The following is a 25,402-nucleotide window of genomic DNA, read 5'->3' as shown; positions in this document are numbered from 1 at the left end:
ATTTTTAGCTTTAATTATATTTGCGAAACACTGGTTTGACCGCTGGTCCTACTAATAAACCATCTGTTGTGCCTTTTTCCAGTGCCTGTTGTAAAACCTTCATTGCCTTCCTTGAGGCTTCTAACGTTTTGTCAATATCATGCTCACTATGCTCATGAGCAATTGCAATATAAGGAATCAATACTCCTTGCTGAATCATTTCCTGCAAATACAATGTACGCAAAGAAAGGTCAACCTGTCCATCCCTTCCTAAAAAGATTTGATAAGGACTACATGCTACGCCTGCCATTCTCACATATTCAACTATACCGTATTCAGCCGAGATAGCATTGAATTCCGAACTTAGTCTTTGCCCTTTTTTCCAATTTTGCTTAACAATTTCACCATTAAGCAGTGTTTGCATAGTTACACGTGCTGCAGCAAAAGCATGAGTTTCTCCACCATTTGTTGTTGATAACAAGAATACTCTAGGCTTATCATGTTTTAATCCGCCTAGCTCCATAATGTCTCGACGTCCGACCAAAGCAGATAAGGCAAATCCATTAGCTATTGCCTTTCCAAAAGTTGAGAGATCAGGTGTAACCCCGTAATAGGTTTGTGCACCAGCCTGATGCCATCTGAAGCCTGTAATCATTTCATCAAAAATTAGAACGATTCCTTGTTGTTTGGTTAATTCACGGACTTTTTCCAAAAATCCAGGTTTAGGATGTTCGAGTGATGACGGTTCAAGGATAACACAAGCAACCTCACCTTTGTTTTTTTCCATAATATCTTCTAAGGATTGAATGTTATTATAAGAAAATCGAGTGGTCAAATTTTGTACTGCTTTTGGTATCCCAGCATTGCATGCAGTATCTCCAATAAACCAATCATTAACACTAAAAAATGGCTGTTCAGCGCAGCGTACAACAATATCCCGGCCAGTATAAGCACGCGCCAGCTTAACTGCAGCTGTGGTAACATCTGAACCATTCTTGGCAAATTTCACCATTTCCGCTGATGGTATTAAATTGATAAGCATTTCTGCGATTTGAGCCTCAAGGATACTTGGTCGAGTAAAATTTACACCAAGGGCTATTTGCTCCTGCACAGCATCAAGCACCGGTTGATATGCATGTCCTAATGATACAGAACGCAAGCCCATTCCCCAGTCCAGAAATTCATTACCATCTGGATCCCATACTTTTGTGCCTTTTCCTTTTACAATAAATCCGGGAGACAACTGCGGAAATTGATCATCGCCCTTACTATAAGTATGTGCCCCTGCTGGAATTATTTTTTGTGCCCTTATCCTTAAATGATCAGATTCATCAAATTTCATGTTTAACATCTCACCTTTTTATTAATTTCTTCCTCTACCCCACTATTAAAATTATTCCAATATTCCGAGGTGATAGGTTTAGTAATTTCATAAAGTTTCTTTTTTATCACAAAATCTACTATTTCCTGATCCGTACTATTATTTAAATCACCCGGGAATTGGGTAATGAAATTTTCAAAAAATATAAAGTCTTCAGGGTAATCTAGAGTAAATCTCATATAATCATTGCAATTGAATATGTCAAAGGTTAATACTGTCTTATCAGTCTCATTGAAAATTCTTCCCCAGCCAGTTTCAAGTACTTGATCCTTGACATCCTCTAACGAAGTTTTTAGAAACTCTGTTGCATACCCCATAACATTCATCCCAAATGGCAATCCAATCGTCTTTACAAATTCTTTTTTGTTAATCAATTCATGATATACTTGCCTCATTCCTTCTACCGAACACAGTATATCGTCACCATCTACTGAAATTAAATTATCAAAATTATATCGTTCAGCTGCTTGCAAATGCCTCAACGGAATATTATCTAATGCGCCATAAAAGACACTTACCTGCTGCTTACAAAACATTTCAAACTGTTTATTCTCCTCTTGATCAGCGGTTGCAATAACAATTGCAACCTTCCCCTCATTTATCTCAAGCCGAAAGGCTCTACCGATTCTATTTATTAAATAGGACAAAATCGGCTGATTATTGATATTTAGCAAATGCTTCTTTTTTAATCGACTAGAGCCTAACCTAGCAGTAAGCAAAATCCCAGTCCTCATAAATTTACACCCACATATCTTGATGTTTTATCAGCTTCTTCAATAGAGTATAAAAGTTTCAAAACTCTATGATCATTTTCCATAGTATTAATAAACATACCCTTCTCTTTAATAGCATCTACAAAACTCTTAACCTCATCAATATACATGTTTTCACCTATATTTGAGTTGTATCCATCTGTTGCTGCATTCATTTCATACGGTAACTCTACCCATTTATTCTTTTCGGGATCATATATTTTCACATAGGCAAAATCCCAATCCCATATCAATTGTTTCTGATCGCCATTTATCATAAGACGTCTAGTAGCATGACGAGAAACTACATCAACTGTAACTGCTGCCAAAAAACTACCATAGTCTAATAGACAATTATATGTATCATCAATCGCTTCTGCATTATTAATAGTAATGGTTTTTCTAAAATTCCCACAAACTCTTTGAGGAAAACCAAAAATTTTAGTAAACCAAGTTAGTTCAAAAGGAACAATCTCCCTTCCACCACCAGTGGAAGGATTAGAAACATAATAGTCACCAACATTTTCATAGGTATGCCAATCTGGTAAATACTGGCCAGAATGAAGCATTATATTGGATATTTTACCCAATTCACCTTTTTTAACTATATCAGCAATAATTTTAATTGCTGGATGAAAGCATAAAGTAGCTGAAGGAGCAGCAACGATTGTATTGGGGCTAAGCTTCTCTTTTATAAAATCCATATCTGTATCAACCACGCTGGCCTCAACAAAAAAATGAATATTATGTTCTATGGCCAATTTTATATAATAATGATGTACATCTGGTGGTACTGAAATAATACAAGCTTCCGGCTGTACCTCTTTTAAGGCCTGTTCTATATTGCTATATGCCGTTATACCATATACCGCTTTACTTTCCTTCTGCCTATCTTCACGTATATCAAAACCATAAATTTCTGTGAATCCTAATTCTTTTAAACATCTTATCCGTCGCTTTCCCATAGATCCGAGACCAATAACTAAAAACTTCATAACTACATCCCCCCAGATTCTCTAACTACCAATTAAAAATCAATTCATAATCTCCATTTGCTTTTTCAAAATCTATTTTATTACCTATATCAAGCCAGTACTCTCTTACTGGGAAAACCAAAATATTATCTCGTTCACTAATAAGCTTTTTAAATAAGTCCGGCATATCTAAATATTCATTTTTAGGAATTAAATCTAATACTGATGGATCTAATACATAAATTCCCGCACTGACAAAAAACGATTGCTGTGGTTTCTCAACAATGCCTGTCAATTTATGATCATCTATTTGTACTACACCATATGGTACTTGAACACTATAATCTCGTACACACATAGTAGCTTTAGCCTTGTGACTTTCATGAAAGTTGATTAATTGATTAAAATTGACTTTCGTTAATATATCACCATTCATAACAATCATTGGACTATTTGGTCTTTCCGATAGTAAGCTCAAAGCTCCAGCTGTTCCCATACGCTTATTTTCGCAAATATAACGTATTTCAACTCCCCAGTTTTCTCCGTTCTGAAAATACTCTTGAATCATATCAGCTTTATAATTGACGGATAGGTAAAATTTCCGATAGCCGCATTCTGCAAAACTTTCAATTATGGTTTCTAAAATAGGCTTATTACCAACATTTAGCAATGGTTTAGGACAACTTGCAGTCAATGCACCTAATCTGCTACCTAACCCCCCTACCATCAAGAAAATCCAATTATCACTTTCATTTGTTTCTACCATTTCATCCAGGATTTCCAAACCAACTAAATAATCTTGTTGATCCAAAACAGGAATCTGGTGTAGCCTCTTATTCCTCATTTTGGCCAACAAACTCTCTCTTCCCTCATTGATTCGAGCAACTACTGGATTACGATTCATTATGCTCTCATTTTTTTCTTCTAAGGAAATCCCTCTCAAAAGAGCTTTACGAACATCTCCATCGGTAACTGTACCTAATAACTTTCCTTGTTCATCAACAACTAAAGCAATTTGCACTGCACTAGCATCAATAATACCCATTGTAGTAAAAATCGAGTCGTCCTTTTTTACTAATGTATCTTTCCAGTTCTTCACTTTTCCACCGCCTTAGCTGGTATACCCACAACCAACTGATTGTCCGCTACATCCTTAATTACTACCGCACCAGCACCAACAATACCATTTTTTCCTATCTTAATTCCTTGAATCACTACTGCTCCTGTCCCAATATGTGCGCCTTCTCCTATCACAACCCCACCTGAAATAGTGACCCCAGGAGCTATATGCACGTGATCATGAATAATACAATCATGATCTATTGAGGCCCTTGTATTAATTATTATATTACTACCTAATTTACAGCCTGGCTGAATCACTGCTCCAGCCATTATTTGTATGCCTTCTCCATAACTAATGTCCTTGGCTAAAATAGCTGAGACATGCACCGTATTGTGGAAAGAATAGCCACCGTCTTTAAACTTCTCAAAAAGATGTTGGCGACGCTTTGTTGAACCAATAGAACCAACACCATTAACCAATGAAATTTCTTGCGTTGAATAGTCTAAAATAACGTTATCATTGCCGATTATCGGTACATTCATTATATCAAAATTAGAATTTATTATATTTTCATCTGTCATGCCAATAACCTTTGCATCATTCATCTTCAAAATATCTATTAATACCTTGGCATGTCCACCAGCTCCAATGATAATTACTGGTAAAGTATTCATGGCACAATCTTCTCTTCTATGCTATAGTCCCTATCCGCAACTTTCCCTAACAACTCCCAATAATACATTGGTGAAATTCCGTCTCCTGGACGTTTTACACCAATATTATCTTCGGTAAAAACTTGCCCCTTTTTGATTTCTTTCATTGCAACAATACTTTTTCTGGCTATTTGTTTATTCTTTACTTCTGATACTGTTGGTAATTTCACGGAATTCCCCAAAGCTACTTCAATCTGACGGATAGCATGCACCATACTCTTTAATTCTTCTGGTTCTAAAGATGCTTTATGATCAGGGCCAGGAAGATCACGGTTTAAAGTAAAATGTTTTTCAATAATAACCGCACCTCGTGCTACAGCAGCAATAGGAACTGCAACACCCTCTGTATGATCTGAGTACCCAACAGGCAAATTAAAAGCATGACGCAAAGTATCCATTGTCCGCAAATTTACTTCTGATAGAGGCGCAGGATATTCGGTCGTACAATGCAATAATAATACTTTTTCTCTCAATGCCTTCTGGCCTTGTTCTGAAACATATGCCTGTTCAAAGTCCAATAAAGACGGAAAGTTACTATTGTCATTCGTATAGCCAAAAGCCATTATCTTTAGTGAATTTTCTACTTCTCCCAAGGTACACATCCCTGTAGAAAGAATTACCGATTTCCCTGTTTTCGAAATCTTTAATAAAAACGGTGCATTCGTAATTTCACCTGATGGAATTTTAATATATGGCAAATTAAATTTCTTAACCAATAAGTTTAAACTATCTTCGTCAAATGGTGTCGATAAAAATTGAACGCCAAATTGCTGACAGTATTTCACCAATGTATCATGAAACGCTTCACTAAGTTCTAATTTTTTCAACATTTCATACTGGGTTTCCTGATTGTTAGTCATTTTTTGCTGATAAGCCGCTTTAGGCGCATCTTTACTTACTAGATTTTCAGCTTTAAAGGTTTGAAACTTTACTGCATCAACCCCAGCTCCTGCTGCCACTTCAATTAATTGTTTGGCAATCTCTAAAGATCCATTATGATTTACACCTGCTTCAGCAATGATGTACACACGATTTTGTTGCATATCTATTAACAACCCATTTCATAAAAATGTTTTTTAAGTAAACTCTTATAATCACTACAACTTTTTAATCTATCTACTATTCGTTTTGATGAATTACCATCACCATAAGGATTTTGTACATTAATAAGGTTAACCTTTAACGCATGTTGAATTGCGTTATGTATTTCTTCCGCATTATTACCACATTGTATCACTGATTCTGCCTGCAACCGCCCTTTTTGCCTGTCGCCAATATTTACCGTAGGCTTATTAAACGACGGTACTTCATAAAGTCCACTAGAAGAATTACCAACCACTGCATCAACCTGAGCAATAGTACTTAGATATCGCAATTGTCCCAGTGAAGTATATGCCTTGGTATTAGAACGACTAGCAACAAATTCATCTATCATTTTGATTATAATTCTTCCATCAGTATCAGAATTAGGTTTTGTGAATATCAGGCCAATACTATCCCCTAAAGAATTTAATGCGGTTAAAAGCTCCGCAAATTGTTCCTGAGATGATCTATCTTCCAAAGTAACTGGATGAAAGGTAATTAACAGGTTTTTAGGTCTAAAATTAAACTCCAGCGATAGTGCTAATTCTTCACTGGTTAATAATTTAATTCCTTTTATATAATCAATCCCTGGACTGCCTACACAAAAAACATTTTGTGGATTTTCACCTAATTGTTGAACGCGCTTTGCTGAGTGCTTGTTGGTTACAAAATGCAAATGTGACATCTTGGTTATACTATGACGAATAGCCTCATCAATTGCTCCCTCAGTCGTATCTCCACCTGCAATATGGGCAATAGGTATTCTAGCTACCATAGCTGCTTGGGCAGCTGCCAGTATTTCATAACGATCACCTAATACTACCATAACATCAGGCTTCAATCTATCTAAGGCTTCAGCAAATCCTATTACAGCGAGACCAATCGATTTTGTGATACCAACCGGAGTATCACTTGATAATAGCATTTCTACTTTTGCATCTATATGAAACCCATCTTGCTCTATCACTTTGTATGTCAAACCAAATTCAGGCGATAAATGCATTCCTGTAACAATTAATTGTAACTCTAAATCAGAATCATTCTGAATGTCTTTCAGTAACCAATACAAAAGTCCATAATCTGCACGTGTACTGGTAACAACGCAAAGATTCCGCAAAACAATATTCACCACACTTTACAAATTCACACTACTAGGTATATTAATCAATCTGGTAGCGATGCTTTCCGCCATTTGACAGTCCATACGTGGGCATTCAGTAAACATTGGCAAAGTATATATCAAATTCCATACAGGGCGAGTTAATATCCCAAGATCATTTGTTAATGCTAAAAGGTCATCCTTTTTCCCCGCATGTTCCGGTGCCAATAGAATTGCATTTAACCAATAATTGCTTATAGCAAAGCTAGGTTCTACTACAACCTGAACACCCTCTATCTTAGATAATATCGTTTGGTATTTTTTTGCTAATTGACGTTTTTTCGCTAAGAACTCTGGTAATTGTTCTAGCTGAGCACAGCCGAGAGCTGCATTTATATTGGGCATACGATAGTTATAACCAACCATATCATGTTCAAACGCCCATCTGTGAGCTAACTTAGCTTGGGTAGTCAAATGTTTAGCTAGTTTACCTAACTCTACATCATTAGTCAGTATTGCCCCACCACCGCCTGTAGTGATGACTTTATTTCCATTAAAACTTACTGCTGATACTTTACCCCAATTTCCTGTATGCTGTCCCTTATAATAAGATCCAAGAGATTCTGCTGCATCTTCAACAAGTTCCAGATGAAACTCTTTACATACAATAACTAGTTCATCCAGATCAACTGGATGTCCAAATGTATGCATAGGCACAACAGCTTTAATTCGTCTTTGGGTAATTTTATTATAACAAGTATTGCCCCGCACTTCGGCAATATCTTTTAAATAACTGCGTAGTTTAAGCGCATCAAGTCCTAAAGTTCGTTCTTCACTGTCAACAAAATGAGGAACAGCGCCACAGTATGTGACTGCATTAGCTGTGGCAATGAACGTAAGCGCTGGTATCAGCACCTCATCCTCTTTTTTTACCCCCACTAATTGTAAACAAATTTGCAATGCTGCCGTTCCGTTAACAACAGCTACTGCTCGTTTTACGCCAGTAAATTCGGCCAGTTTTTCTTCAAATAAATCAACAAATTTCCCGACTGAAGAAACCCATCCTGTATCTATGCATTCTTTAACATAGCACCATTCATTTCCACCAAAGTACGGTTCATGTAGTGGTATGTATTCCTTTTCCTGAGGCAATGCTGATTTTATAGTCTTAACAATTAAATTTAAATCAAGAATATTTTTTTCTTGTTCTATTTTCATATGTTATACACATCTGCCTTATATTTATTTAGGTTTCCCTGATCCGTAAACCATTCTATAGTTTCTTTTAGACCCCGTTTAAAGCCATCACGTCCGCCGTAAACTGGTTCCCAACCTAGAAGTTGTTTAGCTTTCGCATTAGCAGCCCATAATCTTTCTACTTCACTTCTTTCTGGACGCAAACGTTGATCATCTGTTTCTATTTGAATATCTACACCCATTACTTCAGCAATTAATTGCACTGTATCACCAATAGAAATTTCATAATTACTGCCAATATTGATAACCTGACCAACAGAATTATCTGCCTCAGCCACAGCTATAAAACCATGTACTGTATCTTTTACATGGTTAAAATCCCTGGTTGGAGTGATTGAACCCAACTTTATTTTACGTATTCCATTAGCAATCTGCGTAATGATAGTAGGAATAACTGCTCTTGCCGATTGTCGTGGACCATAAGTATTAAAAGGACGAATCGTTGCAACAGGAGTACCAAAAGAGGTATAAAAAGACATTGCAATTTGATCAGCACCAATTTTACTAGCCGAATATGGTGACTGACCTTGCAATGGATGTTCTTCTGTAATTGGAATAAATTGAGCCGTACCATACACTTCGCTTGTGGATGTATGCACTACTTTTCCAACCCCTAATTCACGTGCTGCTTGTACTATATTAAGAGTTCCTTTTACATTGGTGTCTATATAAGTATCAGGAGAGTGATAGGAATACGGAATGGCAATAAGTGCTGCCAAATGTAGAACTACATCACATCCTTTCATAGCTTCCTTTACACCATAAGGATCACGTATATCTCCGGAAAAAACTTCTATGTTCTCTTTAATTTCTTTAGGAGAATGATCAAGCCACCCCCATGAATTAAAAGAATTATATAAAGAAAATGCGCGGACATCATGCCCCTGCCTGATTAATTCTTCCGTAAGATGCGAACCTATAAATCCATCTGCGCCAGTAACTAATATTTTTTTGTTACTTAATGACATTATGATCCCTCCATTAGTCTTCAAATACTTTAACGTTGTACTGGTGTTGTCTTGCTAACTCCATCTCCAGAATAAACCTTCAGCACTGTCATTATTAATATCTTCAGATCGAAGAATAATGATTGTTTTTGTAAATAGTATGAATCCAATTGCACTTTTTGGTCTAACAGAATTTCATCTCTTCCATTTACTTGAGCCCATCCAGTGACCCCTGGTTTAATTTTATCAATTCCCAGGTATTTTCTCATTTGACGTAAATCAGATTGGTTATACAACGCTGGCCTCGGACCAACTAGGGACATATCCCCTAAAAGTACATTAAAAAACTGAGGAAGTTCATCCACACTATACTTTCTCAAATAATATCCTAGTTTTGTTATATAACTTTGGCTGTCTTGCAGCTTATCGGTTGCAACTTCTGGAGTCCCTACTTTCATTGTTCGAAACTTGTACATCAGAAATTCTACATCATCAACACCTATTCTACGCTGGACAAATAAAATCGGTCCGTGTGAATCCAATCGAACCCATATTGCGACTACTACCAAAAATGGCATTAATATCGTAATAGCAATTAAAGAAAATATAATATCTACTGTTCTTTTAATCATACAACCTCCAACTAAAGATATGATCTATAAATTTCCTTCATTAGCTACGGGCTGGCGCCATTGTTCACCTGTATCGTAGTAGCTTTTCACCACTTCAATTTCTTTTTTTTCAGTAGAAGAGCAAAATTGCAATCTAGCGCTTTTATAAGTTGGTATGAGATTCATCAATATTGTAATCACTTGATCAGCTCTTGTCTCATTTTTGAGCATTGTCAATCCATGATATAGCTTTTGCTCATCTACCTTTCTTAAATTAGCTACAAAAATTTTTTGATGTTTTGTCGAGGTTGTGCCTTCTTCTGCAGTGAGCAACTCTTCAAATAATTTTTCCCCCGGACGTAGACCGCTAAATTGTATTTTGATATCTTTATTTGGAACTAGGCCAGATAATTGAATTAAGTCAGATGCCATATCTACAATCTTTACGGGTTCTCCCATATCCAAAACAAATACCTCTCCACCTTTCGCTAAAGCACCTGCCTGTAATACTAACTGTGATGCTTCTGGTATTGTCATAAAGTAACGTTCCATGTCAGGATGAGTAATGGTAATAGGTCCACCTTGGGCGATTTGCTTCTTAAATAAAGGAATCACACTACCGCGACTGCCAAGAACGTTACCAAACCGTACAGCAACAAATTTGGTATAGCTAGTTTTACTTATATTTTGAATGACCAGTTCAGCCATCCTTTTTGTAGCACCCATAACGCTTGTCGGATTCACCGCTTTATCAGTTGAAATCATCACAAATATTTCTGCACCGAAACGATCAGCTGCCTCTGCTACTGCCTTTGTTCCGAAAATATTATTACGAACGGCTTCTGAAGGTTGTGCCTCCATCAATGGTACATGTTTATGAGCAGCAGCGTGAAAAACGACTTGGGGCTTACATTGCTTAAAAATAGAATCAATTCTTTTTTCATCACGCACATCTGCAATGATTGCTTCAATTGCCAAATCTGGATATTTCCCCTGTAACTCACGATCAATTTCATAAATGCTATTTTCACCTTTTCCTAATAGAGTAAGTGTTTTCGGTGACATATTAGCAATCTGTCGACAAAGCTCTGAACCAATGGAACCCCCGGCTCCTGTAACTAAAACACGTTTGCCAGATAAATAAGAAGCAATTTCCTCTAAATCAAGTTTCACAGGGTCTCTCCGTAATAAATCTTCTAGATCAATATTGCGCAACTGCTGCACACTTACCTTGCCATCAATTAATTCATACATTCCAGGCAGGGTTTTGACCGAGCATTTTGTGGCCTTACATTCATTTATAATTTTACGTAATACTCTGCCTTCAAGAGATGGCATAGCAATGATAATTTCATCAACCTGATATCTGTCTACAATGCTTGAGATATCTTTACATACACCCAATACTTTTACTCCAAATAACCTTTGACGATGTTTATACTGATCATCGTCAACAAAACCGATTAAATTTTTACTTGCATAATACCGTTGCTGCAGTTCTCTTGCAATCATTGCTCCAGCATCACCAGCACCTACAATCAATACATTTACACAACAATTTTTATTTTTATGCTTACGCCAATAATGTACTAAACGCACACAAAATCTGCTGGTGCCGATAAATAGGATTGTACAGAACCAGTCCAAAAAATGAATACTCTTCGGCAAGGGTGCGCTTACTGCATAGATATAACCAGCAATCAAGATTGAACTTACTGTAACCGCACTAACAATTACCAATACTTCATTAATACTTGCATACCGCCACAATCTCTTGTATAAACCAAAAATATAAAAAGTAGCAAGCCTTATAACAACAATTGCAGGTATTATATTAAATAAATTAAAATAAAAATGACTACTGAATGCACCATCTAAACGAAGATATAAGGATAAGTATGGCGATATAGATACTATGCATAAATCCATAAAAACTAAAAAGGCTAATTTAATATTTTGTTGCACAAAATCACCGCACTTTCTTCACCTATTCTTTTAAAAATCTACCTAACTGTTAATTTCATCAAAAAAATACAAGTCCCTGCAAAAAAAGACAGAAACCTAGACAGTAATTTTTACTATCTAGGTCTTATTATACCTCGATATGTATAATAATTACAACACAAGTCCATAACATGATTGAATTGACAATTACAAACTTTTTGTTTTTTCTTTCTTAATAGTCATTGGGATCGTCAATGTCCAATACACGTAAATGCTTCTTTTACATAAAACTAAACTAATGATAAAATAAAATATATCAAAACAGAAAGGATTTCTATTTATGTTTATCTTATTTATTATAATACTATTATTTTTCATTTATCAGCATCTAAAAAAAGAAGTTCCTATCTTAATGTACCATCGAATTGCTCTTATACCGAACGATCGTAATACCGTCTCTCCCCTCATGTTTGAACAGCAGCTACAGTATTTAAAAAAACATGGTTATACAACTATTTCATTACAAGATCTTTATTATCATTTCACCAATAACTCACCGCTTCCATCAAAATCGATTCTTCTCACATTCGATGATGGCTATGAGGATAATCTTATTAATGCTTTACCATTATTAAAAAAATATGGCATGACTGCCACAGTATGTGTCATTAGCAATTGGATCGGAAAAGAGAATGGTTGGGAACAATATAAAGATAAACCCCATTGCCGAACGATGGACTTGAGTCAACTCCAAGAGTGGCTAAAGCAAGGAATGTCAATTTGTGCCCACACTGCCAATCATCCATTTTTATCTAAACTGGATAACGAAGAAATTCTCCATGAACTAATAAACTGTAAGAGTACTCTAGAAGAGCAGCTACATATCCCCATTGAATTTTTATGCTATCCTTATGGAGATTTCGACGATAGGGTAAAAATAATGGCTGATCAGGTGGGGTATAAAGCCGCTTTAGGTATTTTTAAGGACACTCACTTTTGGGAAAGAGATTTATTATCTTTAAAACGAGTAGTTATTTCTTCACGCCAACCCTTATGGGAATTTGCTTTTAAAGTTTCTTCACTACATATGCTTTTCATTGGAATGAGAATTTTGGAATACCGAATAAAACAATACCGAAATCTGCTGAAAAGGCAATACGAAAAAAACCACATATTTTTAAAATCATATAAAACGAATCGAACCACAAAGACAGAGAGAAAAGATAGATAGCATAACTGATTGTTACTCTACAATAAAGAATCACAACCTTTACAAAGAGGTAATAAAGAACGACTTTGTATAATATTTTTACGTATATTGGTATAGATTTCTCCATTCCATACTTCTTCGACACTCTGAACTGCTAAATCACCTAATGTATGCTTCCCTAATGCATCATTGCAGCAAAAACTTATTTTCCCATCAGGTCGTACTATCAATTGCCTAAAAGGCAATAAACAGGACACATCTAAAGATTGAATTTGCTCCTCCTTACGATTCGGAGCTTGTCCCCCTCTAGTACTAAGCACATCGTGTAATTTTCGCAGGCGAATCCGTACTTTATCAAGATATACTTTATTTTTTACACAATAATCATGTACTGACTGAACGGGTTTAATGAGCCTTAATTTATCGTTATAATTATCGATATACATACGATCTAAATGCTGCATAAGATTCATAAACATTTCCACGGTTAGCAATGTACCATTGGTATAGATTTGAATGGTTGCATTGGGTAAATGCTGCTTCGCAATCCGTGCTAGGTCTACTAATCTTTCATCTAGTAATGGCTCGTTGTTCGAATATAAGCCTACTGTACCATGATAATTTAGGTTTTCTAATTGTTCAATAATGCTTGTAAATAGTTCTATACTCATTTTCCTATATTCACGAGTATCATCATTTTTGTTCACTGGACAGAATGAGCACGTACTGTTACATCGATTATGCGTTTCAATTTCAATAGTATCAAATAAAGGGTAGGAACCATTGCACTTATAGAAAGCTTCGCGCTCTGCAATAATTCTTTCTATATGCATTTTGTATTTTTTCTTTTTACGATCATTATACAGATTAAAGAGACCTGGTAAATGTGCCTTTACATAGTATTTCACTATATTTTCATAATTGATTAGCATAGTTTTGCATCTCCCGATTCTTTGATATTCCTTTGATACTCGTATAATTGTATCACTAAAAATTGTTATTGACCATATTTTACCACTTTAATTTGGCAGAATTTCCATCGAAGCTTTACTGTTTTTCTCTGGAGAGGAGTGCTGCTTTACGTTAAAAAACGTAAAGCAGCACTCCTCTTTTTTAGCCCTGATTATTTTCCTATCATACTTATTATGACAGCGAATAGCGCGGTCAAATATAAGGAAGAAAAATCTGAAATCGCTCTATTACCTATCGGGATTGCAGTTTTTCCACACCATATCTGAAATAGCCTTGAATCCCTTTCCAATACTGTCCCATTTGCAAAAATTTTCTTGCTTCCAAACGAGTTCGCTTAGACTGTCTAAATTGAAAAGTCAAATGAGATGCTCCGCAATCCATCAGCGGGCAAAAGAAATCATCAATCGAATGAATTTCAAACAAATCAGGATCGGCGCGATACGCCATAATCAGCAATGTTTGATCATCATCAGCTAGACCGCAATTGGCCAAACTAAACAGAGCATTGCGAACCAAATCCAGGAGCTGGGGCCAAAGGAAAGCTGGGGAAACAATAATGCCGCCAGCAAAGTATATCCTCATCGTTCTGACAATCTCAAAGACTGGCATTGTATCCAAGGGTTCAACAGCAAACAGATGAACTTTCGGCGAAAAATCATACTTCCATAAAAAATCAAATTCTTGAGGATTTGTATAAAATGCACCGCCATGATTGTAACCAAAGTCCATCCAGGTAATCATTCCATCAGCCAAACCACGTTGAATTGCATCTGTAATCAGATGGGACTTCAAATACATGATATAGTTATATAATGGGTTGCATGACTCCGGATATTTCGGCTTGCGTCTAAACTTGACTGCTGCTTGATTTAGCAGCACGCGTTCTATTGCTTGATATACATCCGGAGCTATGCTTGTAACTTCATCAATGCAGATGACATGAGTACGGTCTTTTAACCCAAATGAATCCCGGATTTCTATAACCTGTTGAGCAGTTTTTGAATCGGTATAAACCACAAGCTTATTTTTCATTCTTGCCCAAAACTTGAAAAATTCTACATATTTGCTGTTATCGCGTTCGAAACCAGTCCACTTTTCTCGACCAATATCAAAAAATGCCGTAACGATAGTAAGCTCTTCCACAAATGATTCACTCCAATGTTGTTGTATATTCACCAAACTTTTTCTCATTTTCTGCAGAGTAAACTAATATGCCTAATATTAACCAGAACATTTTACTAATATAGGCTGAGAAAAATGCATTGTCAACAGCCGAAGTGATTAATATCGCTGAAAATATGCCAATGAATCCAACTGCGCAATCTTTGCAAGCATATTGCAGCAATATCACTCTTAGCCTTAGCCCAATAAATACCAATAAATTTATAAATGCCAAAAACCCTAGTATTCCAGCCTCAGCAAATATCATTAAATAACTATTATGCGCATGGGGAGTTTCTCTAATTAAATTTTCATTAGAATCAATATAAGTCGGATACGTAACTGGGTATTGTCCAAGACCTATTCCAGTTAGAGGATGGTCTTTAATCATTTGTGACGTATACTGCCATATATGTATTCTTTGTGCATTAGTAATATGATGAATATCAAATAATGTCTTGCCTCTTTCCCAATAAAAGGGAGCTGTTAAGACTGCTAACAAGGAAATTCCAATAAGTGCTGCTACAATCATTTTCTTACTAAATATATTGCGGTATAAATAGAAGACTACAGCGACACCAACCAAAGTACCCAACCACGGTCCCCGCGCATGTGTCAACAAAATTGCAATTGTATATATGAAAAATAGGATTCCATATATAAGTCGATCCTTTATCGACTTTGCTGCCAGCGCCATGCTTAATACTAAAGGAATTCCCACTTCTAATATAAATCCTAAAAACGCACGATTGCCATATAACCCGCTTAAGCCAATTTCTTTTGTAACATAGCATTGGTAGAACAGATACACACAGGAAAAAAATAGCCCGACAAAAAAACTATGAATAATATGCTTAGTGGAAATTGCATAATTGGTACGAATAGTCATTAAAAAAATAAATGCAAAAAATGATACCATATCCCCTATAAGGTGATAGTATTCCCTTAGACTTATCAATATATTGGAGGAAAAGGGGATTGTTATTAAAACACAGCCCAAAAATATAAATATGGGTTTTATAAATGGCTGCAGTAAAAATCCTTGCAGATAGTGATCACTCTTATATTTGGTAATTGCCCATATGGTAACAATAACTGCTACGATCATAAAAGCGTTAGCTATACTCTTAGATAAAGGCATCATAACGGCAAATAACATAAATAATATTGTTATAATATTCAAGATTTTTTCTCCTACCTTATAAATTCTTTAGATACACTGTAATATTGTTCACACATGATTTCAACTGAAAATAACCGATTCACTTTTTGATAGGCATTATTTATCATATTGTTATAACTTTGTTCATCCTCTTGCTGTTGATGATAACATTCTTCAATCGTTTCGCTCAAATCCATATATTTGTTAGGTGATACTAAATAGCCATCATGCCCATGCTCAATAATTTCATCAACCCCTGGTACCCTAGAAGCTATTACTTGTACCTTTGCGGCCATTGCTTCAAAAACAACCAAAGGAAGTCCCTCATAAAATGTAGACAATACAAATAAATTGAGCCGTGGCAATAATTCTACTAATTTCCCGGTTTCAAAATGCACGTATTTTTCTATTTTTTTTCTGTGTACATATTCTTCACACTTGGCCTTTTGTTTGCCATCACCTTGCAAAACAAGTTTTATTGGCAGCTTCTTCTTAAATATTAAAAATTCTACGGCTTTTATTAAGGTAAGTTGATCCTTTTGCTTAGAAAACCGGGCGGTCATGCCAATCGTAAATTGGGTTTGCAGTTGTTTTTCAACCTGAAATTTTTCAATATCGATTCCATTATAGATTACACGAACTTTTTGCGGATCTGCGCCTTGTGCAATCAAATGATTCGCCACCCCTTTTGATACACAGATATATACTTGCGTATATTTGTCCAGTTTTTGAAGCAGCCAACGTCGGAACCATGTATATTTTTCCGTATTGTGTTCAATATGTATCAAAGGGACCTTTTTAATTGCCGCTGCTATTTTGGTCCACAAATGAGTACTATAACCATGTACAAGAATCAGCTCTGGTTTAATCTCATCAATTTTTTTGCATAAATTAAAAATATAATCAAAAATGAAAACATCTTTCACCACATTGGCGTTTTTGATACTCGTTTTATTATATTTTCTAAATATTACTCTTGAATTATAAAACCCACTAAAGTAGTCACTTACTATTATTGCGATGTTAAGTGCACCCGACGGTGCTCCAGACACGATATTCAATACTGTTTTTTGGGGCATAATCCCACTCCTCAAAGATGGTATTTATTAAATCATTTTATTAAGACACTGTCATATACCTCAAGTAATTCAATTAACATATCTTCATTATTAAAAAACTGTTGTACTTTTACTCTACCCTGATCACCCATAATTTCTGCTAGCTTCGGTTCCGAATATATCCTATTAATTTTTTCAAATAGTGTTGAAAGGTTGTCCTTTGGTACTAAAAATCCTGTCTGCCCATCCTCTATCGCCTCAGGTGTTCCACCTACCGCATAGGCAACAACTGGCTTTTTCATAGCCATCGCTTCTGCAAGCACTAAACCAAATGTTTCAAATTTGGATGGCAGTACTACTACATCTACGGCTTGCATCATTTTGGGTACATCAAATTGATATCCAGCAAATAATACCCGCTTACTTAACCCCATTTGCTTTATTTTAGTTTTCAATGTTGAAAGTCCATTGCCTTTTCCAACTACTAATAAACGCCAATTTGCTGTTTGCGAGTACGTATTCATCATGTCCAGTAGGTCAGAATGTCCTTTATCATGAATGTTTTTTATCCGAGAAACAATCCCTACTATAAATTCTCCATTCTCAATTCCTAGTTCCTTGCGAACTTGAGATCGCTTTTCTAAATCAGCCTTAAATTTCGTGGTATTAACTCCATTATAAATAGTAATCAATTTTTCTGAGTCAATTCCTCGTTCAATAGAAACCTTGCGTAAGAATTCGCTGACACAGATAATCTTATCAGCTTGGGAAAGCTTCATTTCCATATCGTTATTCCCAAATATCCCATGAGCAGTATACACTAGAGGTATGCCCAGTCGCTGACAAGCATATAATGAAGCTAGCCCAGCTGCAGCTGAATTAGCATGTACCAATTCAATCTTATTTTTCTTAATAATTCGCTCTAGCATGAAAGATGCCAAGTATGCATTGAAACGGATAGGGACAAGATAATGTTGGATCCCTTCACACGTCAGCATCTTTGCCAGCTGCCCCCCCATGAGGCTACCACCACATGATGACCATGCTGCATTAAACCCAATGCTACAGTATACACATAGGATTCTGCACCACCAATATTCAGGCGAGGTACTACCAATAATATCTTACGTTTTTCTTTATCCATTATTTCAACCAGCCTTCAGCCTCTATTTTAGCAATTACCTGTTGTGGCGTGATTATTTGCATGCACTGTTTATATACCGTATTTGTGCAATCTAAACGTTCACATGGAACACAAGGTAAATCAGCTTGAAGTACATCAGCATGTTTTGGTGCCCATCTGAGTGGCGATGTCGGACCATACAAAGCGATAATCGGTATATTCGCTGCAGTAATAATATGCATAGTACCAGTACATAAAGTTATACACAATGAAGCATATTTAGCTAAAACTACTACTTCCCGCAATGAAAAATCCCCTGCTGCATTTATTTTTGTTCCTGAAATGCTTTCTATATAATCGGCGTCCTGCTTTGCCCCTAGATAAACAGGCACTATTCCTTGTTTATTTAAATAGTCATTCAGTGCAGTAAAATGTTCTGGTGGCCAATTCTTATTATCAGATAATCCCCGGGCTGTAACAAGTACAAGTTTTTTTGCTGCAACATTGTTTTTATATATCCAGGTATTAATTTTTTCTTCACCTGCTGTATCAATACAGCCCATTGTGGGCAAATATTCCGGAACATCTGCATGTTTATCTAAATATCTAATATAGCTTGTATAATGCAGATCTGCCCGTTCATTAAGCTGTTTGCCACTAAATAATCGTTTGGCTCCTATTGATATTTCAAAACCTTTGTTTATAGCTTTGCATCCCGCCTGCCAAGCCAGTAACGTAGAAGTAAGCCTTTCATCTAAGATCAAAGCTTCTGTATAACTTTTATCTTTTATCTGCTGTAGAATCATTTTTTTTGATGAACGGTGATAACTAAAAACCTCATCAATATAAGGATGATTGGTAACAACATCAACTGCCTTTTGCGCAACCATAAATCCCACTTGGGTGGATACTGTTTCTTTAATTACCTGGGCTAGAGGAGTGGATAAGACCACATCACCAATACCCAAACGATTAATCACTAGAATTTTTCTCATATGCATTCCCTCTGATCCGCTTTTTAAAGAGATCCTGATATTTTTGCGCCATTTCCGCTATGCCTAGCCGTTCACGAATATACCGACTAATCTTTTCTGCCTGTATCCTTGTCGCTTGAAATGCTTTATCAATTTCCTTTGCAACCTGCTCCGGAGTAACTTGATAAGTAATCCCATCAAAATTTACTTCCGTTGCCATGGAAATATTCTCGTCATCAACGATACCAAAAAAATGTTTCCCATTACGAATAGCCACTACTGGTCTCCCACAGGCAATGGCTTCAATTGCAACACGACCTTCACCAACAATCACATCAGATGCGTTATACCAGTCTGAAATGTTATTTACAAAATCTTTTATTTCAATGACATTCCCATATTTTTGATTGAACGTTTCTACTTTTTGCTCAAGTTCTGCCCGCAATGGTCCTTCTCCAATAATAATAAGCTTACTTAGACCTCGTTGAGATACTACACGATACATACTATCAATTAGCGCTAAGGATACTGCCCCCTTCACATTACTTAAACGGCTTACATGCAAAATTATTTCATCTGTTTTTGATAAGCCCAGTATATTTCGAGCCAGAATCTTATCTTGGGGTACAAATAAGTCAAAGTCTATACCATTATTTACAAAGTGTATTTGTTCAGCTTTAAATCCAAATTTATCCATTAATAAATTATTCAAACTTTGGCTCACAACAATCATAATTGGGAATATATTTGAATAGATTTGTTTACATAAAGCTCGATGCCAAGGATCGTGCATTGTTACGATAAATGGCACATTTGTAAACTTATTTAAAAAACATGCCCAGATTCCAGCCGTTCTTTGCTGAGCACTAATGATTTGAATTTGTTTATTTTTGATAATGCCGGCTAATTTGTATAAATCCATAATCCACTGAAAAATATTAATTCCCCGTGCTTGCACTTCTATAATTTCTATATTTTCATATTCTTGCCTGATTTTTTGCAGTTTTTCGTTATTGCTGCCGCGATTTACTGCGAGAATGATCTTATGATCTGCTAAACCTTTTATAAGAGCTTCCACATGAGTTTCAGCACCACCTACTCGCCATGGCTGAGAAAACAAAATTAAAATGTTCAACGTATTAGCTCCCTACCTTCATTTCACATTATCTTCAATCGCCTGAAACACTACCTCTGGTTTTACTGTTTCAAGACACATTGGCGTATTTGTACATTTTCGTTTCCAGCAGCAGATACAGGGTACATCCGGTGTTAAAATACGATGTTTGTCTCCGTAAGGTCCATTGCGCTTAGGGTCAGTAGGTCCAAATATCGTCACTATTTTCGCACCAACGGCTGCGGCTAAATGCATAGGTCCTGTATCACCGCCCACAAAGGCCTTTGCGTTTTTTATAATATAAGATAATTGCTTCAAAGATGTCTTGCCTGTAAGATCAATTGGTGGTATTTTGGTATTCGCAATAATTTCTTCCGTTAAATGCTTATCATTGGGTCCACCAATTAGCACTGGAATCATATTATTATCATAAAGATGATCTGCCAATTTGGCAAAATGAGTCGTTGGCCAGCACTTGGAAGGCCAATTCGTGCCTGGCGCAAGGGTGACATAGGGATTTTCCAGTCGTAATCCTGCATGATTCGCTATTGCCTCTGCTTTTTGAGTTTCTCGTTCTGTGATGTTCATCGGAAATTGAACTTGATCGATTTTGCATCCAAGGTGCTGTGCAACATCGAGGTATCGGTCTACTATATGACCATTCTCATGATTACCGCAAATTCGCTGACCAATTTTGTCACTTAGCTCTCGCGCATTGCAATAGACTAAACGCTTGGGTGCGCCACTCAGATAGGAAATAGCTGCGCTTTTGAATAGCCCTTGCAGGTCAATGGCTAGATCAAACTTATAGGATTTGAGTAGTTTGGAGAATGCATAACCATTTGATAGCAAACCTGTTAGGGATTTGAATTTTGGTTTATCGAAGATGATAATTTCATCGATATCAGGATTGTTGGTTAAAAGATCATAGGCTGGCTTCTCCACTACCCAAGTGATACGGGCATCAGGGTAAGTCTGCTTCAAAGCATGCGCCACAGGCAAGGCATGAATGACATCACCAATGGCACTAAGTTTTACAATAAGAATGTTTTTGTAAGTCATGTAAGATACCTCGGATAAAAGATTTGAACCGCGAAGATGCGAAGGTACGAAGATACACGAAGGTTTTTATGTTAAGATTATTCGTTTAATGCCATCACGTAAAAGAGGCACATTGAAGTTGATGAGTAAGCCTAATTGTAGTCCTGTAGCTTTTAGATAAGAATGCACTTGAACATTATGGATAGGCAATAGATTTTCTACAGATTTTAATTCTACTATTATTCTTTGATCAATTAATAAATCCAACCTACCCTCACCTATTGGAAAGCCCTTATATCTAATATCAATTATTTTTTGCCGCTCAAAAGGGATCGTTCTTAAATGTAATTCCCTTGCTAAAGCTTCTTCATAGACATGTTCAATATAGCCAGGTCCTAGAATTCGATGAACTTCAATAGCTGAGCCAATCATTTGACTGGCTAGCCTTTCTATATCATCATCTAAACTCCCACGCCAATCCATATCTTATGCTCCCTTCGTGTACCGCGCTAGCGGTTTTGCGTCTTCGCGGTTCGTACTGTTTTACTTCTGCATTTTTTTTATTATATTACTTGATGATTTGCCGATTACTTCGGGGATGAGGATGGTTTGGCCGCCGTGGTGGGAGACGATGGAGGATTCGGGGAGGTCTTTGATATTGTAGTCGCCGCCTTTGACGTAGATGGAGGGCTTGATTTGCGATATTAGATTTTCCGCTGTAGATTCATTAAAGATCACTACATAGTCAACAGCAGAAAGAGCCGATAGGACTTCGGCTCGGTCATCTTGGGTATTAATTGGGCGGGTTGGACCTTTGAGGGCGCGCACAGATTGGTCACTGTTGAGACCTAGTATCAAACAGTCCCCTAGCTCCCTGGCTGCATTGAGATATCGAACATGGCCCACATGAAGAATGTCAAAACAGCCGTTGGTAAACACAATTGTCTTACCAGCGGCTTTCAGTTGTTCAGCTATAGTCTTTATATGGTTAGTATCTACTATTTTCATATTGCACCTGCTTTTAAAAATATCAAAAGAATTTGAACCACAAAGGCGCAAAGGACACTAAGGGTTTTATGCGGCATTGTGCCTTTGTGGTTCATAAAATCTTATCTTTTTCACTCGAAATGTTCGCCGATGGCTTGGCGGAGTTCTTCTGGGGTTGTGGTTGCTGTACCTGGTTTTTTTACTACAATTCCTGCCGCGAAATTGGACAAGCGGGCCGCATCTTCATAAGATGCTCCTGCTGCTAATGCCAGAATCATGGTGGCTACCACGGTGTCTCCTGCTCCAGTGACATCGTATACCTCACTTTTGTTAGTCACAGGTATATGCGTAACGGTACCTGTCTTTTCAAATAAAGTCATACCATCTGGCCCACGGCTGATAAGAACAGCCTTGGCATCCAAATGTTCTAAAATAGTCTTACCAGCAGACAGTAGTGTGATTTCATCTGTAATCTCATACCCAACTGCCGCAGCTGCCTCTGATTCATTTTGTTTGACAACTTGAATTCCACTATATTCCATTATATTATACCTTGAATCGACAATACAAGGGATATTTTTATCCTGGCACGTTTGAATTACATAATGCAAGATGTCTGTTGTAACCGTATGGCTACCATAATCACTCAGCACCACACCATGCATATCGGCAATATGTGCCGATATATATGCCTTTACGTCTTTCTCAATTTGTAGGCTTAAAGCTTCTTTCTTTTCTTTATCAATACGTACGATCTGTTGACGAACAGTTGCCTGACCACCTGCCATAATACGAGTCTTAGTAATTGTTGGGCGGCTGGTATCCATTATTAAACCAGCCGTATTTGCATCTTTATCTGATAGTATTCTAGTTAATTCCTGTCCTGCATAATCAGTGCCTATAACCCCTACTGCAAGCACTTTTCCTCTCAAAGCAGCTGTATTATGCACAACATTAGCAGCACCGCCTGGTACCACTCTCTCTTCTGCATGCTCTAATATTAATACAGGAGCTTCACGGGATATGCGAGAAATTTTTCCTTCTAGATATACATCAGCAACGATATCGCCGATGACCATAATGTTACATTTTTGTATTTTTTCTATAATAGTTAGTAGAGATTCTTTCAAAACAAATTAACCCCTTTATTCTCTTACCATGCAATAGTCGAAAGTTTAACATTTACTTGGCTGCGTTTTTCACGGTAGGTAATGTCCGCTTCCCAGCAATGTAAGTTTCTGCGCCAAGTATAGTCTACGTCTTCAACCTTACTATGATCAAGATCATATTCCATTTTCACACCAAAAGAATTCATTTTATCCACTTTGTACATAAATCCGGTATATAGTACACGATCATTATCAATTTTATCATACTCATATACAGACGTACCCGATTGATCATAATAAGCATATCCTAACCAGGTTTCTAATCTGTCATTAGGCTTTGCAGTTAGATTGGTATTAAAGCTCCATATATTATTGGATGATTTATCATAACCATAATATACTTTCTCATAACCTACACCAACGTTTAAGGTAACTACTTTACTAAGCTGAATTGGATTGCGATTTACGTGCATCTTAAGATCTTGCCGCCAGCCTGAAATATCTCCTTCTTTCCACTTACCTGCGCTAGCGGTAAAGTAGCCTGTTACTTTACCGGATTTTATAGGATCTAACGTGAAAAGAAGCTCCGGCTCTTTCTTGATCCATTCATCGTCACTATTTTCTTCATAACTTGAATACAATTTTAAGCTGTACCCTTTTTGTTTGCTAATAAAACCATAGGAGGGTTTAAGACCATGTTTAGAATAATAATCCAAATCAGCAAAAGCTGTTAAATTATTCTCGATTGGATATTCTAAATGCTGCGAAATTGTCAAGCCATCTCCCGAATGATAACCAATTCTTGGAAAAGCACTTTGCGATTCACCTTTTTTTAAGGATGTTTGGTATTTAGGCATAGAATATATAACCGTTTTTCCAATCCAAAATTTAGCGTTATAAGCAATCATTTTATCTTCAGGCCAAATCTCAATTCTATCAGCACTCATGTGATAATCAGGCACTATCGCTGGACATTTTGTTGCTGTGGACTGGTGAGTTACCAACTTTTCTGGATAGAATTCCAAATTATTACTTGTAATATGTTCTTTACCTACTAAACCTTTTACATCATGCATATTGCCCAGGCGAGTGGTATAGTTGTAATGGGTACCAGTCCCTATCAACTCTGTTCCCGGCTGCTGCAAGGTTGCTTCACCATCAATCCATACTTCAGTCGTCTTATTATTACCACGCATAAAATCAGTTAAAATAACATCTGTATTTTGTTTGACAACTACATTACCTTCAGCAAAAACATCACCAGTTTCTTCACTAAATGATAGATTATCAGCTTCAATTACAATTGGAGCTTTTTTCTCCACTTTAGTTTCAACACTTTGTTGAGAATTAGCCTTCGTTTTAGCTGTCTCATTATTTTCTTTATTGGCAGCTTGTCCTATCATGGAAGCATTAGAAACTAGCATCAATACAGATGCACAAACCATTAATTTCTTTATTTGCATTACTTTCTCCTATCGAAAAATATTTACCTATCAAGATTAAAACATGCAAAAAGAATCGAAACACAAAGACGCAAAGGGTTTTATTTTTGTTTTCCTTTAATCTTATCTTTTTCCACCTACAAATACTAAATATCTCTATTTGAGACACAGAGAAAAGATAGATAGTGTTAATCTAATTTTATTCTATTATTATACCACTTTTCCTGTATAACTCCATACGGCAAT

At 36.6% G+C, this 25,402-nt stretch carries 25 protein-coding genes; 1 reads left to right on the top strand and 24 read right to left on the bottom strand.

Annotated features, from left to right (window positions below; all coding sequences use genetic code 11):
• Positions 1-10: 10 nt before the first annotated feature.
• From FR7_RS03960 to FR7_RS03910, 11 genes are read right to left on the bottom strand one after another with little or no spacing between them, the layout of a single operon-like run.
• Complete coding sequence (locus tag FR7_RS03960; RefSeq protein ID WP_007952142.1) at positions 11-1,321, bottom strand: glutamate-1-semialdehyde 2,1-aminomutase; 1,311 nt, start codon at positions 1,319-1,321, stop codon at positions 11-13.
• A gap of 2 nt (positions 1,322-1,323) precedes the next feature.
• Positions 1,324-2,079, bottom strand: coding sequence for a cytidylyltransferase domain-containing protein (locus FR7_RS03955; protein ID WP_162271133.1), 756 nt, complete (start codon positions 2,077-2,079; stop codon positions 1,324-1,326).
• 11 nt (positions 2,080-2,090) lie between these two features.
• Positions 2,091-3,107: a Gfo/Idh/MocA family protein gene (locus FR7_RS03950; protein WP_007952140.1), complete on the bottom strand. Its 1,017-nt coding sequence runs from the start codon at positions 3,105-3,107 to the stop codon at positions 2,091-2,093.
• Positions 3,108-3,132: 25 nt separating this feature from the next.
• Positions 3,133-4,185 (bottom strand): nucleotidyltransferase family protein, encoded by a 1,053-nt coding sequence (locus FR7_RS03945; RefSeq protein ID WP_007952139.1) that lies wholly within the window; start codon positions 4,183-4,185, stop codon positions 3,133-3,135.
• Entirely contained in the window at positions 4,182-4,823 is a 642-nt protein-coding gene (locus FR7_RS03940) for an acetyltransferase (RefSeq protein ID WP_007952138.1), read from the bottom strand. The genes FR7_RS03945 and FR7_RS03940 overlap by 4 nt, the downstream gene beginning before the upstream one ends.
• On the bottom strand, positions 4,820-5,905 hold the full coding sequence (neuB, locus tag FR7_RS03935; RefSeq protein ID WP_007952137.1) for an N-acetylneuraminate synthase: 1,086 nt from the start codon (positions 5,903-5,905) through the stop codon (positions 4,820-4,822). Before neuB ends, FR7_RS03940 begins: the two co-directional genes overlap by 4 nt.
• 5 nt (positions 5,906-5,910) lie before the next feature.
• Positions 5,911-7,074 carry a UDP-N-acetylglucosamine 2-epimerase gene (neuC, locus tag FR7_RS03930; RefSeq protein ID WP_237769494.1) on the bottom strand — a complete coding sequence of 388 codons (1,164 nt, stop codon included), beginning with the start codon at positions 7,072-7,074 and terminating at the stop codon, positions 5,911-5,913.
• 6 nt (positions 7,075-7,080) lie between these two features.
• Positions 7,081-8,262: a LegC family aminotransferase gene (locus FR7_RS03925; RefSeq protein ID WP_007952131.1), complete on the bottom strand. Its 1,182-nt coding sequence runs from the start codon at positions 8,260-8,262 to the stop codon at positions 7,081-7,083.
• On the bottom strand, positions 8,259-9,269 hold the full coding sequence (locus FR7_RS03920; RefSeq protein ID WP_007952130.1) for an NAD-dependent 4,6-dehydratase LegB: 1,011 nt from the start codon (positions 9,267-9,269) through the stop codon (positions 8,259-8,261). Before FR7_RS03920 ends, FR7_RS03925 begins: the two co-directional genes overlap by 4 nt.
• Positions 9,270-9,298: 29 nt before the next feature.
• Positions 9,299-9,880 carry a sugar transferase gene (locus tag FR7_RS03915; RefSeq protein ID WP_007952128.1) on the bottom strand — a complete coding sequence of 194 codons (582 nt, stop codon included), beginning with the start codon at positions 9,878-9,880 and terminating at the stop codon, positions 9,299-9,301.
• A 24-nt stretch (positions 9,881-9,904) separates the two neighbouring features.
• A complete protein-coding gene (locus FR7_RS03910; RefSeq protein ID WP_237769493.1) occupies positions 9,905-11,788 on the bottom strand; it encodes a polysaccharide biosynthesis protein in 1,884 nt (627 codons plus the stop codon).
• Between the two features lie 355 nt (positions 11,789-12,143).
• On the opposite strand from FR7_RS03910, the gene FR7_RS03905 reads away from it, so the two are divergent.
• Positions 12,144-13,034: a polysaccharide deacetylase family protein gene (locus tag FR7_RS03905; RefSeq protein WP_007952126.1), complete on the top strand. Its 891-nt coding sequence runs from the start codon at positions 12,144-12,146 to the stop codon at positions 13,032-13,034.
• 17 nt (positions 13,035-13,051) lie between these two features.
• On the opposite strand, the gene FR7_RS03900 is transcribed toward FR7_RS03905, so the two are convergent.
• The 13 genes from FR7_RS03900 to FR7_RS03845 form a co-directional block, all read right to left on the bottom strand.
• On the bottom strand, positions 13,052-13,945 hold the full coding sequence (locus FR7_RS03900; RefSeq protein WP_007952125.1) for a radical SAM/SPASM domain-containing protein: 894 nt from the start codon (positions 13,943-13,945) through the stop codon (positions 13,052-13,054).
• A gap of 271 nt (positions 13,946-14,216) precedes the next feature.
• Positions 14,217-15,128 carry a WlaTC/HtrL family glycosyltransferase gene (locus FR7_RS03895; RefSeq protein ID WP_007952124.1) on the bottom strand — a complete coding sequence of 304 codons (912 nt, stop codon included), beginning with the start codon at positions 15,126-15,128 and terminating at the stop codon, positions 14,217-14,219.
• A gap of 7 nt (positions 15,129-15,135) precedes the next feature.
• Positions 15,136-16,329: an O-antigen ligase family protein gene (locus FR7_RS03890; RefSeq protein ID WP_007952121.1), complete on the bottom strand. Its 1,194-nt coding sequence runs from the start codon at positions 16,327-16,329 to the stop codon at positions 15,136-15,138.
• Between the two features lie 11 nt (positions 16,330-16,340).
• Positions 16,341-17,387: a glycosyltransferase gene (locus FR7_RS03885; RefSeq protein ID WP_007952119.1), complete on the bottom strand. Its 1,047-nt coding sequence runs from the start codon at positions 17,385-17,387 to the stop codon at positions 16,341-16,343.
• A gap of 32 nt (positions 17,388-17,419) precedes the next feature.
• A complete protein-coding gene (locus tag FR7_RS03880; RefSeq protein ID WP_082918268.1) occupies positions 17,420-18,385 on the bottom strand; it encodes a glycosyltransferase family 4 protein in 966 nt (321 codons plus the stop codon).
• Complete coding sequence (locus FR7_RS23455) at positions 18,358-18,510, bottom strand: glycosyltransferase family 4 protein (RefSeq protein WP_139181559.1); 153 nt, start codon at positions 18,508-18,510, stop codon at positions 18,358-18,360. Before FR7_RS23455 ends, FR7_RS03880 begins: the two co-directional genes overlap by 28 nt.
• Positions 18,510-19,484: a glycosyltransferase family 9 protein gene (locus FR7_RS03875; RefSeq protein WP_007952117.1), complete on the bottom strand. Its 975-nt coding sequence runs from the start codon at positions 19,482-19,484 to the stop codon at positions 18,510-18,512. The genes FR7_RS23455 and FR7_RS03875 overlap by 1 nt, the downstream gene beginning before the upstream one ends.
• A complete protein-coding gene (locus FR7_RS03870; protein ID WP_007952116.1) occupies positions 19,462-20,598 on the bottom strand; it encodes a glycosyltransferase in 1,137 nt (378 codons plus the stop codon). The genes FR7_RS03875 and FR7_RS03870 overlap by 23 nt, the downstream gene beginning before the upstream one ends.
• Before the next feature lie 18 nt (positions 20,599-20,616).
• A complete protein-coding gene (gene waaF, locus FR7_RS03865; protein ID WP_007952115.1) occupies positions 20,617-21,639 on the bottom strand; it encodes a lipopolysaccharide heptosyltransferase II in 1,023 nt (340 codons plus the stop codon).
• A gap of 66 nt (positions 21,640-21,705) precedes the next feature.
• A complete protein-coding gene (locus FR7_RS03860; RefSeq protein ID WP_007952114.1) occupies positions 21,706-22,101 on the bottom strand; it encodes a GxxExxY protein in 396 nt (131 codons plus the stop codon).
• Positions 22,102-22,161: 60 nt separating this feature from the next.
• Positions 22,162-22,626: a D-glycero-beta-D-manno-heptose 1-phosphate adenylyltransferase gene (gene rfaE2 / locus FR7_RS03855; protein ID WP_007952113.1), complete on the bottom strand. Its 465-nt coding sequence runs from the start codon at positions 22,624-22,626 to the stop codon at positions 22,162-22,164.
• Between the two features lie 110 nt (positions 22,627-22,736).
• Positions 22,737-23,735 (bottom strand): bifunctional heptose 7-phosphate kinase/heptose 1-phosphate adenyltransferase, encoded by a 999-nt coding sequence (locus FR7_RS03850; protein WP_007952112.1) that lies wholly within the window; start codon positions 23,733-23,735, stop codon positions 22,737-22,739.
• Positions 23,736-23,758: 23 nt separating this feature from the next.
• Positions 23,759-25,177 carry an LPS-assembly protein LptD gene (locus FR7_RS03845; protein ID WP_007952111.1) on the bottom strand — a complete coding sequence of 473 codons (1,419 nt, stop codon included), beginning with the start codon at positions 25,175-25,177 and terminating at the stop codon, positions 23,759-23,761.
• Positions 25,178-25,402: the final 225 nt, after the last annotated feature.

Origin of the sequence: Pelosinus fermentans DSM 17108 (assembly GCF_000271485.2) — a bacterium.
GTDB classification, from domain to species: domain Bacteria; phylum Bacillota; class Negativicutes; order DSM-13327; family DSM-13327; genus Pelosinus; species Pelosinus fermentans.
The sequence above is the reverse complement of the archived record's forward strand: the minus strand, read 5'-3'. Positions and strand labels throughout refer to the sequence as shown.

Bases quoted from the DNA above. Each gene is read 5' to 3' on its own strand.
- FR7_RS03920 (WP_007952130.1), bottom strand. From the start codon at position 9,269: ATGTCATTAAGTAACAAAAAAATATTAGTTACTGGCGCAGATGGATTT.
- FR7_RS03960 (WP_007952142.1), bottom strand. From the start codon at position 1,321: ATGAAATTTGATGAATCTGATCATTTAAGGATAAGGGCACAAAAAATA.
- FR7_RS03950 (WP_007952140.1), bottom strand. From the start codon at position 3,107: ATGAAGTTTTTAGTTATTGGTCTCGGATCTATGGGAAAGCGACGGATA.
- FR7_RS03905 (WP_007952126.1), top strand. From the start codon at position 12,144: ATGTTTATCTTATTTATTATAATACTATTATTTTTCATTTATCAGCAT.
- FR7_RS03925 (WP_007952131.1), bottom strand. From the start codon at position 8,262: ATGAAAATAGAACAAGAAAAAAATATTCTTGATTTAAATTTAATTGTT.
- neuB (WP_007952137.1), bottom strand. From the start codon at position 5,905: ATGCAACAAAATCGTGTGTACATCATTGCTGAAGCAGGTGTAAATCAT.
- FR7_RS03915 (WP_007952128.1), bottom strand. From the start codon at position 9,880: ATGATTAAAAGAACAGTAGATATTATATTTTCTTTAATTGCTATTACG.
- FR7_RS03860 (WP_007952114.1), bottom strand. From the start codon at position 22,101: ATGGATTGGCGTGGGAGTTTAGATGATGATATAGAAAGGCTAGCCAGT.
- FR7_RS03880 (WP_082918268.1), bottom strand. From the start codon at position 18,385: ATGGGGGGGCAGCTGGCAAAGATGCTGACGTGTGAAGGGATCCAACAT.
- FR7_RS03940 (WP_007952138.1), bottom strand. From the start codon at position 4,823: ATGAATACTTTACCAGTAATTATCATTGGAGCTGGTGGACATGCCAAG.
- FR7_RS03875 (WP_007952117.1), bottom strand. From the start codon at position 19,484: ATGAGAAAAATTCTAGTGATTAATCGTTTGGGTATTGGTGATGTGGTC.
- waaF (WP_007952115.1), bottom strand. From the start codon at position 21,639: ATGACTTACAAAAACATTCTTATTGTAAAACTTAGTGCCATTGGTGAT.
- FR7_RS23455 (WP_139181559.1), bottom strand. From the start codon at position 18,510: ATGGATAAAGAAAAACGTAAGATATTATTGGTAGTACCTCGCCTGAAT.
- FR7_RS03845 (WP_007952111.1), bottom strand. From the start codon at position 25,177: ATGCAAATAAAGAAATTAATGGTTTGTGCATCTGTATTGATGCTAGTT.
- rfaE2 (WP_007952113.1), bottom strand. From the start codon at position 22,626: ATGAAAATAGTAGATACTAACCATATAAAGACTATAGCTGAACAACTG.
- FR7_RS03910 (WP_237769493.1), bottom strand. From the start codon at position 11,788: ATGGATTTATGCATAGTATCTATATCGCCATACTTATCCTTATATCTT.
- FR7_RS03885 (WP_007952119.1), bottom strand. From the start codon at position 17,387: ATGCCCCAAAAAACAGTATTGAATATCGTGTCTGGAGCACCGTCGGGT.
- FR7_RS03900 (WP_007952125.1), bottom strand. From the start codon at position 13,945: ATGCTAATCAATTATGAAAATATAGTGAAATACTATGTAAAGGCACAT.